Raw genomic sequence first — 13,670 nt, forward strand, 5'->3', positions numbered from 1 at the left:
GACTGTGGCTACCACCACGGGCACGACCTCTGTTCAAACGTTGCGCAAGAACAAGCGCGCCAGCGGCGTTGAGTTCAAGGAAATCTTCGGCAAGGACCATTCCGACAGCTTCCTGCTGCTCGAATCGGGACGCGCCGATGCGTTCGTCATGGACGGTTCCATCCTGGCTGGCAACATCGCCACCGCCAAAAACCCGGCCGATTTCAAAATCGTCGGTGAAGTGCTGAGCGTGGAGCCCATCGCCATCATGATCCGCAAGGATGACCCGCTGCTCAAGCGCCTGGCCGACGACACGGTTAAAAACATGATCAAGTCGGGCGAAATGAACAAGCTGTGGACCAAATGGTTCCTGTCGCCGATTCCTCCGAAGAACACCAAGGTCGGCCTGGCACTGAGCGCCAGTACCAAGGCAGCCTGGGACAACCCGAACGACAAGCCCATGGAAGAGTACGTCCAGAAGTAATTCTGGCTGGTGAATTGAAGAACCCCGCCGGACACCATCCTCTGGCGGGGTTTCTCGTTTGCCGTGGCATGGAAAAACAACACAACAACCCTTTGCTGGAGCTGCAATGACTTGGGATTGGCAGGTATTTTTGAATGATGACGGTAGTGGCCGAACCTACCTGCAGTGGATGTTTGACGCATGGGGCTGGACGCTGTCCGTCGCCGGTGCATCCTGGGTGATCGCCATGCTGTTTGGCGCACTGGTCGGCACGCTGCGCACCTTGCCGAACAGCCCTTGGCTGGTCCGCTTTGCCAATGCCTGGGTCGAGCTGTTTCGCAATGTTCCCCTGCTGGTCCAGATTTTCATCTGGTATTTTGTGGTTCCCAAAATTTTCCCCGCCATGAAGGAGCTGCCCAGCTTCATCCTGGTGGTGTTTGCCCTCGGGTTTTTCACCTCGGCACGTATTGCCGAACAGGTCCGGGCTGGCGTGCAGGCCTTGCCCCGCGGCCAGCGTTATGCCGGCATGGCCATGGGCTTTACCACCGTGCAGACGTACCGCTATGTGATCCTGCCGATGGCTTTTCGCATCATCATTCCGCCGCTCACCAGCGAGTCGATGAATCTCTTGAAGAATTCCTCCGTCGCTTTCGCGGTGTCGATCGCCGAACTCACCATGTTTGCGATGCAGGCGCAGGAAGAAACCTCGCGCGGCATCGAGATTTACCTTGCGGTGACGGCTCTTTATGCAGTCTCTGCCTTCGCAGTCAACCGGGTCATGGCCTTTGTTGAAAAGAAGGTCCAGATACCCGGCTTCGTGGTAGCCGGCTCAACGGGCGGAGGGCACTGACATGCTTGGACTCGACATGAGCTTCCTGAACTGGGAAATGATTTCCCAGTTCGTCGTCAAGGGCTTTATTTTCAGCATCGAGCTGACCGTCATCGCCACCATTGGCGGCATTATTTTTGGCACCGTGCTTGCGCTGATGCGCCTTTCGGGCAAAAAATTCCTGACGGTGCCTGCGACCATCTACGTCAACGGCATGCGTTCCGTTCCGCTGGTCATGGTGATCCTGTGGTTCTTCCTGCTGGTACCTGCGTCGTTCTACACGACCTTCGGCGCCTGGGGAGCCAACTACCGCGCCGAGATTTCGGCCATCATCACCTTCGTGGCCTTTGAGGCCGCGTATTTCAGCGAAATCATGCGTGCGGGCATCCAGTCCATCTCGCGTGGGCAGGTCAATGCGGGCCGTGCCCTGGGCATGACCTATTCGCAGAACATGAAGCTGATCATCCTGCCCCAGGCTTTCCGCAACATGGTGCCCATCCTGCTGACCCAGACCATCATCCTGTTCCAGGATACTTCGCTGGTTTACGCCATCGGCGCCTACGACCTGCTCAAGGGCTTCAGCACCGCCGGCAAGATCTTCGGCCGTCCTGAAGAGGCCTACCTGCTGGCCGCCGTGGTTTATTTCGTGATCTGCTTCGGGCTGTCCTTCATGGTCAAACGCCTGAACAGCAGAATCGCCATCATTCGCTGAAGCCGCGCTCTCAAGGCTGGCGAATCTCATAGACACTGGAGAAGAAGATGATCGAGTTAAAAGAAGTTTCCAAATGGTACGGTGAAGTGCAGGTCCTCAATAACTGCACCACCAGCATCAAGAAGGGTGAAGTTGTTGTGGTCTGCGGCCCATCGGGTTCGGGCAAGTCAACGCTCATCAAGACCATCAACGCACTGGAGCCATTCCAGAAGGGCCAGATCTTTGTGGACGGCAAGGCTGTGCATGACCCCAAGACCGACCTGCCCAAACTGCGCAGCCGCGTCGGCATGGTGTTCCAGAATTTCGAGCTGTTCCCGCACCTGAGCGTGACCGAAAACCTGACACTGGCGCAGGTCAAGGTGCTGGGCCGCAAGCCCGACGAAGCCAAAAAACACGGCCTCAAATACCTGGACCGCGTGGGCCTGATGGCGCACAAGGACAAGTTTCCCGGCCAGCTGTCGGGCGGTCAGCAGCAGCGTGTGGCGATCGCCCGCGCGCTCAGCATGGACCCGATTGCCATGCTGTTTGACGAACCCACTTCCGCGCTGGACCCGGAAATGGTCGGCGAGGTGCTGGACTGCATGATGGGCCTGGCCGTTGAAGGCATGACCATGATGGTGGTGACCCACGAAATGGGCTTTGCCAAAAAAGTGGGCAGCCGCGTGATTTTCATGGATGTCGGCGGCAAGATTCTGGAAGACTGCTCGAAGGACGAGTTTTTCAGTCACCCGGAAAACCGCCAGGCGCGCACCAAGGATTTCCTCAACAAGATCCTGGCGCACTGAAAGCCATGTGCCCCGGAAAAAAGCCCCGAACCCCGGGGCTTTTTTCATGGCGGCTCATGATGGTCGGGTGGTGTGACCAGTGCGACAATTCGGGCCATGACTTCAGCCACCCGCACACCCGCCTCCTCCCTGACCATCACCCGGCCCGACGACTGGCACCTGCATGTGCGCGACGGCGAAGCCCTGCTCACTGTGGTGCCCCATACGGCTGCGCAGTTTGGCCGCGCCATCATCATGCCCAACCTGCGCCCGCCTGTGACCACGGCCGCCCAGGCCGCGGACTATCGCGAACGCATCCAGGCCGCTGTGCCRGCTGGCGTGCAGTTCGAACCGCTGATGACCCTGTACCTCACCGACAATCTGCCGCCGGACGAGATCAAGCGCGCAAAAGACGCCGGTGTTGTGGCGCTGAAGCTGTACCCGGCCGGTGCCACCACCAACAGTGATGCCGGTGTGACCGACCTGCGCAAGACTTACAAAACACTCGAAGCCATGCAGAAGGCCGGCCTGCTGCTGCTGGTGCATGGAGAGGTGACCTCCTCCGACATTGACCTGTTCGATCGCGAAGCGGTATTCATCGACACCCAGTTGATCCCCCTGCGCCGCGACTTCCCTGAGCTCAAGATCGTCTTCGAACACATCACCACGCGTGAAGCCGCCCATTACGTGCGCGATGCCGGCCGGTTCACGGGTGCAACCATCACCGCGCATCACTTGCTGTACAACCGCAACGCGATTTTCACGGGTGGCATCCGCCCGCACTACTACTGCCTGCCGGTACTCAAGCGCGAGACGCATCGTCTGGCATTGGTAGAAGCCGCCACCAGCGGCAACAACCGCTTTTTCCTGGGGACTGACAGCGCACCGCACCCTGCGCACCTCAAGGAACACGCCACCGGTTGCGCAGGCTGCTACACCGCTCACGCCGCCATGGAGCTCTACGCCGAAGCTTTTGATGCAGCCGGCGCACTGGACAAGCTCGAAGCCTTTGCCAGCTTCAACGGCGCTGACTTTTACGGCTTGCCGCGCAATACCGGCCGCATCACGCTCAGGAGAGAAAGCTGGCACCCGCCCGAGAGCTTTGCATTCGGCGAGGCTGAGCTAAAGCCTTTGCGCTCGGGTGAAAACCTGCCCTGGAAACTGCACACTTCAGAAAGCTCCTGATGGACCACAAGCCGCGCGTTGCCCTGCTCATTGACGCCGACAACTCGCCGGCGTCCAAGATCGACCTGATCCTCAACGAGTTGTCGACCTTCGGCGAAACGAACATCCGCCGCGCTTACGGCAACTGGAAAAAGAATGAGCTCAAGGGTTGGGAAGAGGTGTTGCACGAGCATGCCATCCGCCCCATGCAGCAGTTCGACTACACCAAGGGCAAAAACGCCAGCGACATGGCCATGGTGATCGATGCGCTGGAGCTGCTCTATACCGACCGGCCCGACGCCTTTGGCATCGTCTCGTCGGATGCAGACTTCACGCCGCTGGTCATGCACCTGCGCGCCAAGGGCGCAGCGGTCTACGGCTTTGGCGCGCAGAAAACGCCGGAGCCTTTTGTCAATGCGTGCTCAAGGTTCCTGTTCCTCGACAAGCTGCGCCCCATCGCCGTCAGTGATGCGGCGAGCGGTGCCCACGGAGACAGCCGTGACGATGCCGAGGCGGTTGCCGCCGCGCCCCTCAGGGCAACACCAGCCCAGCTCAAGCAGGACGCCAAGCTGGTCATGCTGCTGCGCAATGCCGTCCAGGCCGCAGCCGATGACGAGGGTTGGGCGCGCGTGGGTGCTGTGGGGACGCAAATCGCCAACCAAGCCTCGTTTGACCATCGCAACTACGGCTATGCCACGCTGACCAAGCTGCTGGTGGCGACCCAGCTGTTTGACATCGCCGATGAAGGCAAATCCACYGTGGCGGTGCGCGACAAGCGACTGAACAAGTCGGCCCGGGCCTAGGGGAGCCCGCAGGTGCGAGTCGCCGTAGACCTGCAACCAGCGCCGGCCATGCCGCTTCCGGCGTGGCACCAGCCCTGGCTGCAGCCCTGGCAGGAATCCGGCGAGCGTGTGGCCCGGGYGGTGGCGGAAGGCATTACGCTACACCAAGCCCTTAATGCCGGGCAGCACGCCCCGGTGCGCTTTGTTCCCCAAAGCGCCTTGCCCGCCGGAGAGGCCTACGAGAGCTTTATTTTCAGGACGGGCGAATGCCCCACCCGCGAAGGCCTGCATGATTTTTTCAATGGCCTGTGCTGGATGCGTTTTCCGGAAACCAAAAAGAAGCTCAACCAGCTGCAGGCGGCAGAAATAGCGCGGGCCGGTGTACAGCAAGTGCGCGGCCCGGTACGGGACGCGTTGACGCTTTTTGACGAGAACGCTGCTTTCCTGTCTGCCCCGCAGCCCTTGTGGGACGCGCTCGCGGCGCGCGACTGGCAGCAGCTCTTTGTGGGTTTGCGCCCACTCTGGCAGCAAGCCCGGCTGGTGCTGTTTGGTCATGCGCTGCTGGAAAAACTGATTTATCCGCGAAAACCCATTACAGCCCATGTCTATCAAGCGCAACCAGCTATCAATTCAATAGCAGACCTGGACCGCTGGATTGCTGCGGACCTGAGCGCGGACAAGCTCGCCGGCAAGCCGTTTTTTCCTTTGCCGGTGCTGGGCGTGCCCGGCTGGTGGCCCGGGAACGAGAACTTTTCCTTTTATGATGACTCCCTTGTATTCCGACCGCCACGGCTGCAAAACAACAGATAGAAACCGGCCACCGGCTTGCGGCGCAGCTTGAACTGGGCTGGCAAGCCCTCATATCCTGCGCAAGGCGGGCTTTTTCACCGACCCCACGGAGAACCCATGAAACGTATTTTTCTGTTTGTCCTGACCAACCTCGCCGTCGTCGTGGTGCTGGGCATTGTTGCCAGCCTGCTCGGCGTCAACCGCTTTCTCACGGCCAATGGGCTGAACCTGACCGCGCTGCTCGGTTTTGCACTGATCATGGGCTTCGGCGGCGCCTTTATCTCGCTGCTGATCAGCAAGCCCGTCGCCAAATGGAGCGCCGGCGTGCGGGTCATCGAGTCGCCCCAAAATGCCGACGAAGCCTGGATTGTCGAGACCGTGCGCAAGCTGGCCGACAAGGCCCAGATCGGCATGCCCGAAGTCGGCATTTTTGAAGGCGCGCCCAATGCGTTTGCCACGGGCGCATTCAAGAATTCGTCGCTGGTGGCGGTCTCCACAGGCCTGCTGCAAGGCATGACCAAGGAAGAGATCGAGGCCGTGCTCGGCCACGAGATTGCCCACGTGGCCAACGGCGACATGGTCACCATGACCCTGATTCAGGGCGTGATGAACACCTTTGTGGTTTTCCTCTCGCGCGTGATCGGCTACGCCGTGGACAGCTTTTTGCGCCGCGGTAGCGACAACAACTCCGGCCCCGGCATCGGCTACTACGTGAGCACCATCGTGCTGGACATCGTGCTCGGTTTTGCCGCAGCCATCGTCGTGGCGTGGTTCTCGCGCCAGCGTGAATTCCGCGCCGACGCCGGTGCCGCGCAGCTGATGGGCAGGCGCCAGCCCATGATGAACGCCCTGGCCCGCCTGGGCGGCATGCAACCCGGCGAATTGCCCAAGGCCGTGGAAGCCATGGGCATCACCGGCAGCATCGGCAAGCTGTTTGCCACGCACCCGCCGATTGAAGAGCGCATCGCCGCATTGCAGAACAGCCAGGCCTAAGCACCAAAGGGCGCCCCGCACAGGGCGCCCTTTTTTTGCATGGAATTTCAAGGAGCGCGAACATGAAAAGCTGGATCAGGCAGAACCGCAGTTTTCTGGTGTTGCTGTTGTTGTTCGGGTTATTCCGCACCGCAATCGCGGACTGGAACCCCATTCCCTCGGGCTCCATGCGACCCAACCTGCTCGAAGGTGACGTGGTCTTCGTCAACCGGCTGGCCTACAACGTCAAGATTCCGCTGACCGACACCGTGCTGGCGCGCACCACCGATCCGCAGCGCGGCGACGTCGTCACTTTTTCCTCGCCGGTGGACGGTGTCCGCCTGATCAAGCGGCTGGTGGCTGTGCCGGGCGACGTTGTGGAAATGCGCGACAAGGTGCTCATCATCAACGGACAGGCAGCCCGCTATGAGGCGCTGGACACGGTGCTGGAGCCGGCCGGGCCGGTTGGCGTGCTGGTGGCCACGCACGTGAAAGAAGCCACAGCCCAGGAGCAACATGAAATCCAGTGGCTGGCCGGTGTGAAGGCCAAGGACAGCTGGGGACCGATCACGATTCCCGCCGACCAGTACCTGATGCTGGGTGACAACCGCGACAACAGCGCAGATTCGCGCTACATAGGCCTGGTGCCGCGCAACCTGCTGATCGGGCGTGCGGAACGGATCCTGGTGTCGGCGGACATCCTGGAGAAGTGGCAACCGCGCTTTGAGCGTTTTGGCCGCTCGCTCTACTGATCCATTGATCTGCTGATCGACTGAGGCTGCAGCGGGGAGCCTCAGGCCTGGCGGCTTCGCTGTACCCGCTCTATGGCCTGTGCCACTTCCGCCGGGTCTAGGCCGTACATCTCGGCAAATTCCGCCGCCGTTTTCCCGCTGGCCTCAAAGGCACGCATCAGTGCTTCGCGCTTGGCAGTTTGCACGGCCATCTCCGCAAAAGCCTCGTCCAGCAAGGTGTTCGACACCTCATCCTGCGTGCGGGTGCGCTCTGCATACTCTTCGCGGCTCAAGCCGGATGCTTCAATAGCCTCGATGAGGCGCATACGCACTTTGGGTCGCAGGTCTTCCTTTGAACGCGCCTGGCGCCGCCGGAACACCTCCATGATCGCGTGGTGCACATGCTCGGGCGCTACAGGCTCGACGGGCTCGCCCTGCAGGTTGTGGCGCGGGTGGCCGGCCGCCACGCATTCGAGGTAGCGCGTGGAACGGGCATGCAGGCCCAGCGCCACTTTCAGTTCGTCGCGCTTGAAGGCTTCAGGGTTTTCCGCCAGCAAGTCCTGGAAAGCGCCCAGCTTGAGCGGCAGGAACTGTGCGCCGAACATTTTGGGGTAGAGCTCGAACAGCTTTTCCAGCACGGGGTGGACTTCGCGTGGGCGCTGCTGTTGCTGCTGCGGGTTGGCCGGCCGCGGGCGCTGCGGGGGGCGGGGGCGTTTGGCGCGCGGGGAGGGTGTGGTGGTTTCGGTCATGTGTGTGGGTAAAAAAGAGGGTGTGGCGGGGTGTTCAGAAAGCTCAGCGGGGCCTGAACATGCGAAAGAGGTTGTCGGGGGTGACGGCGAAATAATCAGCCGGACCACCGCCGCGAAGAATCGGCTCGGCAGCTGCCGTGTCGTAAATACCGTCCTTGAGCAGATGCCTTGCAATGTACACGCCGACGACCTCGCCCAGGACCAGCCAGGTGGGAACCGGCACGCCGTCGGCGCCCTGCAGCTGCAGGATTTGGGTCAACTTGCACTCGAAGGAGACCGGGCTTTCCTGTACGCGCGGCACGGCAATGCGTTGCGAGGCCACGGGCGTGAGGCCGGCGAGTTCGAACTCGTTGACCTCGGGCGGCACCATCGCGCAGGAACGGTTCATGGCCTCGGCCAGCGGCCGCGTCGCCAGGTTCCAGCCGAACTCGCCGGTCTCGCGGATGTTGCGCAGGCTGTCTTTGGCGCCAATGCTGGCGAAACCGATGATGGGCGGCGTGTAGTTGAAGGCATTGAAAAAACTGTAGGGCGCCAGGTTGAGCTGCCCCTTGGCGTCCTGCGACGAAATCCAGCCAATGGGGCGTGGCCCCACCATGGCGTTGAAGGGATCGTGCGGCAGGCCGTGACCTTCCGAGGGCTCGTAGTAATGAAAGTCTTCAGGGCCGCTCTGGGTGGACATCACGCGGCCATCCGCTGTTGTTCGGCATCCTGCAGCACGCTGCGCGCCAGGGCCTCCGCAACCTTGATGCCGTCCACGCCGGCCGACAGGATCCCGCCCGCGTAACTTGCGCCTTCGCCTGCGGGGTAGAGGCCGCGGACGTTGATGCTTTGCAGGTCCTCGCCGCGGCTGATCTTGATGGGGGAAGACGTGCGCGTCTCCACGCCGGTCAGCACCGCGTCATGCGTGTCAAAGCCCTTGATCTTTTTGCCAAACACCGGAAAGGCCTCACGCATGGCTTCGATCGCGTAGCGGGGCAGGGCCGATGACAGGTCGCCCATCGTGACGCCTGGTTTGTAAGATGGCGTGATGCTGCCCAGCGCGGTCGAGGGGCGGCCCGCCACGAAGTCCCCCACCAGTTGCGCCGGCGCCTGGTAGTTGCTGCCGCCCAATACAAACGCGTGTGATTCGAGCTGGCGCTGCAGCGCGATACCGGCCAGCGCGTCGCCCGCTTGGAAGCCGGGGTAGTCGCGCGGGTCAATGCCCACCACGATGCCGGCATTGGCATTGCGTTCATTGCGCGAATACTGGCTCATGCCGTTGGTCACCACGCGGCCCGGCTCCGACGTGGCTGCCACCACCGTGCCGCCCGGGCACATGCAAAAGCTGTAGACCGAGCGGCCGTTGCTGGCGTGGTGCACCAGCTTGTATTCGGCCGCGCCCAGTGAGGGGTGGCCGGCATGGCGGCCCCAGCGCGCGCGGTCGATGATGCCCTGTGGGTGTTCAACCCGAAAGCCGATGGAAAAAGGTTTGGCCTCGATATGTACGCCGCGTTCATACAGCATGGCGAAAGTGTCGCGCGAGCTGTGGCCCAGCGCCATCACCACCTGGTCGGCACGCATCTCGTGGCTTTGGCCCGTGGCCTGGTCCAGTATCGTGAGACCGCGCAACTGTTTGCCTTGCGGGCCGTCCTCGATCAGCACGTCGGTCACGCGCTGCTCAAAGCGGATTTCGCCGCCCAGRGCGACGATCTGCGCACGCATGTTTTCCACCACCTTCACCAGCTTGAAGGTGCCGATATGCGGGTGCGCCTCGAACAGGATATCGGCGGGCGCGCCGGCTTTCACGAATTCATTCATCACCTTGCGGCCCAGGTGGCGCGGGTCCTTGATCTGGCTGTAAAGCTTGCCGTCGGAAAAAGTGCCGGCACCGCCTTCGCCGAACTGCACGTTGGACTCGGGGTTGAGCACGTTCTTGCGCCACAGGCCCCAGGTGTCACGGGTACGCTGGCGCACGGTCTTGCCGCGCTCCAGCACGATGGGCTTGAAGCCCATCTGCGCCAGCAGCAGGGCCGCGAACATGCCGCAGGGGCCGAAGCCGACAACGACAGGGCGCAGCGCCAGGCCGGCGGGCGCATGCCCCACCGCGCGGTAGGCCATGTCGGGCGTGGGAAAGATGTGCGGGTCGCCGGAAAATTTCGCCAGCAATGCGCCTTCCTGGGCTGCATCGGCGAGCGTGACATCTACGATATAGACCTTGAGCAGGTCTGCCTTGCGGGCGTCAAAGCTGCGTTTGTGGATGTGGACGTTCTGCAGGGCGGTTGCGGCAATGCCCAGTGTCTGGGCCACCAGGGCTGGGAGGGCGCCCTCCGCGTGGTCCAGCGGAAGTTTGAGTTCAGTCAGGCGAATCATGGAAAAAGGGGCTCGTGTTGATCAAGCAGCCTGCATTTTAAAGGCCTGACGGATAATGGCCCCGTGAAGCACGCCAGACCGCCGCTGGTGCAATCTGGGAAACCAGGCACTGGAGGAACGTCCGGACTGCAAAGGACAGCGTAGGAGGTAACACCTCTCCACCGTGAGGTGAGGATCAGAGCAACAGAGACGAGTCGGCCCTGGGGCAACCCGGGCCGGGTGAAACGGGCAATCTCTACGCGCAGCAATACCAAGTAGGCCAGCGTTGATGTGGTTCCGCAGAGCTGGCGGGTAGGTAGCATTGAGCCGTGGGGGCGACCCCCGGCCCAGATTAATGKCGGTCACGCCGGGCTTTCTCCAAGGAGCCCGGTGCACAGAATCCGGCTTATCGGCGGGCTTCACACTAATAAAAAAGCCCCGTTCAGCAATGAACGGGGCTTTGTCTTTGGGCCTTGCCGGCCCTCCCTGCGGCGCCTTATTTGGCGGGGGAGGCGGCGGCAGCCGGTGCCGATGCGGTGCCTGCAGCTGCGGTGGCGGCTGGCGCTTTACCGAAGTACTGGGCGAAAATCTTGTCGTAGGTGCCGTCGGCCTTGATGTCGGCCAGGCCCTTGTTCAGTTTTGCGAGCAGCTCGGCGTTGCCCTTTTTCACGGCCAGGCCGTATTGCTCGGGTGCAAAGCTGGAATCGGTGATCGTCTTGAATTTCGAGCCGGTGTTGTTGTTGACATAGTGCTCCACCACGCCGTTGTCGGCGACCACGGCGTCCACGCCGCCGGCTTCCAGCTCTTTCAGTGCCAGTGGCGTTGCTTCAAAGCGCTTGATGTTCGCGCTGTCCTTGCCTTGCAGCTTGGTAATGACCTCGTCACCCGTCGTGCCGTTCTGCACGCCGACCTTGAGTTTCTTGAGATCGTTGAATTTGGCGATCTTCGAATCCTTCTTCACGGCGATCAGTTGCTGCGCGTCGAAGTAAGGTGACGAAAAATCCATGGTCTGCTTGCGCTCTGCCGTGATCGTGATGGCCGAAACCAGCAGGTCGCGGTCGCCCTGGTTCAGGGAATTGAAAATGCCTTCCCAGGGTGTGTTCAGGAACTTGACTTCGATGCCGGCTTTCTGTGCAACAGCCTTGACGATTTCGATGTCAAAACCGACGATCTCGCCCTTGTCGTTCTGCGACTCAAACGGGACATACGCGGCGTCCGTACCGACGACATACACCTTGGCAGCGGGCGCGGGTGCCGAGGCGGCAGGAGCGGGCGCACTGGCTGCGGGTGCAGGTGGCTCGGTCTTGCTGCAGGCGGCCAGAACGATACCGGCGATCAGGGTGCTGGCGGTTTGCAGGAAACGTCGCGTTGAGATGGAATAGGAAGACATGAAGTCCCTCAAAAAGGTTGAAATAATGGTGATGCCCGTCAATCCATGCGGTCAGGCATGGGATTCCGGCATACGAACAAAAAGTATAAACCGCGGCCCCGGCGTCAAACAGCCCTTTCAGTAGCCTTGGCGACCGTCCAGGCATTAACGCCGGTATATACCCTGACGTACGGTTCAATGTTTAGCAACTTTCACGCCACAGTAGCGCGGTTACTCGGCGGCGGCTTGCAATCAGTATCGATGTCCGATGCATGTGATGCTTGCGGAACTTCTGCATTGATGGCTGTTGAGCGCCTGCGCGGGACCTGCCCGGAAATAGCTAATGGACAAGGCCCAGCTCACGCACGCGGTCCACGTGCGCCAGCAGCGAGCGTTTGGCCACCGGCCAGATGCGCGGATCCACATCGTCGTAGGCGCCCGCGACCCAGTCGTCGATCGTGCCTTCCGGGTGGGCCTGCATCACGCGCATGATCTTGGCTTCGCGCTGCAGGCGATGCGCCTTGAGCCGGGCAATCGCGCTTTTGGCGTCTGCCAGCACATAGCCATGCGCTGGGGCAATGAACCCGATCTGGTGTTCATCGCAGGCCGCGCTCAGCACATCCAGGGAATCCAGGTAGGCGCTCATGTCGCCGTCGGGCGGGTCGATGACGGTGGTGCTGCCGTTGAGGATGTGGTCGCCGCTGAACAGCAGGCCGTCTTCCAGCAGCACCAGGCACACATGGTTGGCGGCATGGCCGGGTGTGTGCAGCACCTTCAGGGTATGAGTGATTTCGCCTTCCAGCCCTTTGCGGGTAAGCGCAAGCAGCTCCTGATTTGATAGCGGTCGGTCTGGCGAGAAAGCGCTGGCGGCGCGCGCGGTGGGTGCCGAGGGCAGGCCCAGAATCGGCGGCGCAACGCTGCACATGGCCTGCAGCGGTTTGGCGCCGGGTGAATGGTCAGGGTGCGAGTGGGTGCACACAATCATGCGGATGTCGCCGCCGGCCGCCCGCCAGAGGCGCTGCAGGTGCTCGTGATCGGCTGGGCCGGGGTCGATGGCGATGTAGCCGCTGCCCGGGTCACCGACCAGGTAGCTGTTGGTGCCCGGCCCGGTCATCACGCCGGGGTTGGGTGCCGTCAGGCGCATTACGTTGTGAAGCAGCGCCACGGGCTGTGATGCCTGCCAGTCGAGTGCGTGCACGATCTGCCCGTCCGGGCAGGTCAGCGCCAGCTCACCATAGGGCGCTTCGTGTTCCATATAGCGTGCCTCCTTGCCGGCCAGCAGCCCGGCACGCGGGCAGGAGGTCCAGAGCGGGACTTCGGATGCGCAGGCCGCCAGCACCGAGGCGACATCGGGGTAGTGCTGCAGCCTCTCCAGCGTGCGTATGGTGGGGAAGATGATGAAGAAGCCGCCTGCCGCATGCCGCGCCAGCGCCTCGGCCGGGCGCACCCAGACGGGCTCAAACTGCTCGGCCTCGTCGGCCACCGGGTTTTGCCCTTCGGGCGTGCGTGCCACGAGAAAAGGCACATCAAAGCGACGCGGCAGGTCACGGTCGGTGACCCAGTGCGCCAGCACAAACACCTGGTCGCCGGCCAGCGTCAGGCCGCGCTCGCGGCATTGGGCGGCGAAGGGCGCCTTGCGGTCCAGCGCCGCGATGTCGGCGGTCGTGGCGTAGCTGCCGTCGGCATGGCGTGCCAGCAATACGCCCAATTCTTCGAAGCTTTCGCGGATGGCGGCGATGGCCTGCGTCAGGTGCAGGTCGCTTTGCGTGGTCCGCCGGGTGGACTGCCCATGCGCCAAGGCATCGGCCGGGTCGATGCCGCCTCCAGGGAAAACATTAGCTCCCGGGGCGAAGCTGGCGGTCATGGATCGCCGCGTCATCAGGACTTCGACGCCGTGCGGGGTGTCGCGCAGCAACAGCACGGTGGCCGCCAGGCGTACAGGCGCGGGTTCGCGCGAAGGATGGAGCAGTTGGGAAGGACGTGGCATCCGCAAATTATGGCTTCGGGGCTGCGCGGGTGTTGCCGGCGGGATTTCGAGG

General features: G+C 62.1%; 13 protein-coding genes, 1 other RNA gene and 1 pseudogene. 10 read left to right on the forward strand and 5 right to left on the reverse strand.

All coding sequences use genetic code 11. The features are described from left to right. The 9 genes and pseudogenes from AC1D0Z_RS02405 to lepB form a co-directional block, all read left to right on the forward strand. Positions 1-463 (forward strand): annotated as a pseudogene (locus AC1D0Z_RS02405) (amino acid ABC transporter substrate-binding protein); the annotation flags it as partial. A gap of 106 nt (positions 464-569) precedes the next feature. Continuing rightward, positions 570-1,292 carry an amino acid ABC transporter permease gene (locus AC1D0Z_RS02410; protein ID WP_477648654.1) on the forward strand — a complete coding sequence of 241 codons (723 nt, stop codon included), beginning with the start codon at positions 570-572 and terminating at the stop codon, positions 1,290-1,292. Between the two features lies 1 nt (position 1,293). Continuing rightward, on the forward strand, positions 1,294-1,983 hold the full coding sequence (locus AC1D0Z_RS02415; RefSeq protein WP_457281126.1) for an amino acid ABC transporter permease: 690 nt from the start codon (positions 1,294-1,296) through the stop codon (positions 1,981-1,983). A 47-nt stretch (positions 1,984-2,030) separates the two neighbouring features. Then, entirely contained in the window at positions 2,031-2,768 is a 738-nt protein-coding gene (locus tag AC1D0Z_RS02420) for an amino acid ABC transporter ATP-binding protein (protein ID WP_457281125.1), read from the forward strand. 96 nt (positions 2,769-2,864) lie between these two features. Then, positions 2,865-3,932 carry a dihydroorotase gene (gene pyrC / locus AC1D0Z_RS02425; RefSeq protein ID WP_477656646.1) on the forward strand — a complete coding sequence of 356 codons (1,068 nt, stop codon included), beginning with the start codon at positions 2,865-2,867 and terminating at the stop codon, positions 3,930-3,932. After that, positions 3,932-4,714: an NYN domain-containing protein gene (locus AC1D0Z_RS02430; RefSeq protein ID WP_477656647.1), complete on the forward strand. Its 783-nt coding sequence runs from the start codon at positions 3,932-3,934 to the stop codon at positions 4,712-4,714. Before pyrC ends, AC1D0Z_RS02430 begins: the two co-directional genes overlap by 1 nt. 48 nt (positions 4,715-4,762) lie before the next feature. Beyond that, positions 4,763-5,503, forward strand: coding sequence for a DUF3025 domain-containing protein (locus tag AC1D0Z_RS02435; protein WP_477656700.1), 741 nt, complete (start codon positions 4,763-4,765; stop codon positions 5,501-5,503). Positions 5,504-5,599: 96 nt separating this feature from the next. Continuing rightward, complete coding sequence (htpX, locus tag AC1D0Z_RS02440) at positions 5,600-6,475, forward strand: protease HtpX (protein WP_477656648.1); 876 nt, start codon at positions 5,600-5,602, stop codon at positions 6,473-6,475. A gap of 62 nt (positions 6,476-6,537) precedes the next feature. Continuing rightward, complete coding sequence (lepB, locus tag AC1D0Z_RS02445; RefSeq protein ID WP_477656649.1) at positions 6,538-7,206, forward strand: signal peptidase I; 669 nt, start codon at positions 6,538-6,540, stop codon at positions 7,204-7,206. Positions 7,207-7,247: 41 nt separating this feature from the next. On the opposite strand, the gene AC1D0Z_RS02450 is transcribed toward lepB, so the two are convergent. The 3 genes from AC1D0Z_RS02450 to AC1D0Z_RS02460 are packed head-to-tail and all read right to left on the reverse strand — an operon-like array spanning position 7,248 to position 10,283. Beyond that, positions 7,248-7,934, reverse strand: coding sequence for a ProQ/FINO family protein (locus AC1D0Z_RS02450; RefSeq protein ID WP_477656650.1), 687 nt, complete (start codon positions 7,932-7,934; stop codon positions 7,248-7,250). A 43-nt stretch (positions 7,935-7,977) separates the two neighbouring features. Continuing rightward, positions 7,978-8,613, reverse strand: a complete 636-nt coding sequence (locus tag AC1D0Z_RS02455; protein ID WP_477656701.1) for a flavin reductase family protein — start codon at positions 8,611-8,613, stop codon at positions 7,978-7,980. Beyond that, positions 8,613-10,283 (reverse strand): NAD(P)/FAD-dependent oxidoreductase, encoded by a 1,671-nt coding sequence (locus tag AC1D0Z_RS02460; RefSeq protein ID WP_477656651.1) that lies wholly within the window; start codon positions 10,281-10,283, stop codon positions 8,613-8,615. Before AC1D0Z_RS02460 ends, AC1D0Z_RS02455 begins: the two co-directional genes overlap by 1 nt. 65 nt (positions 10,284-10,348) lie before the next feature. Between AC1D0Z_RS02460 and rnpB the strand changes: the two genes are divergently transcribed. Beyond that, positions 10,349-10,687: RNase P RNA component class A (gene rnpB / locus AC1D0Z_RS02465), an RNA gene on the forward strand. 71 nt (positions 10,688-10,758) lie between these two features. Here the strand turns inward: rnpB and AC1D0Z_RS02470 are convergent. Next, positions 10,759-11,652, reverse strand: coding sequence for a basic amino acid ABC transporter substrate-binding protein (locus AC1D0Z_RS02470; RefSeq protein WP_477656652.1), 894 nt, complete (start codon positions 11,650-11,652; stop codon positions 10,759-10,761). A gap of 319 nt (positions 11,653-11,971) precedes the next feature. Then, a complete protein-coding gene (locus AC1D0Z_RS02475; RefSeq protein WP_477656653.1) occupies positions 11,972-13,618 on the reverse strand; it encodes an MBL fold metallo-hydrolase in 1,647 nt (548 codons plus the stop codon). Positions 13,619-13,670 lie beyond the last annotated feature (52 nt).

It is taken from the genome of Polaromonas sp. P1_E3 (assembly GCF_056405935.1).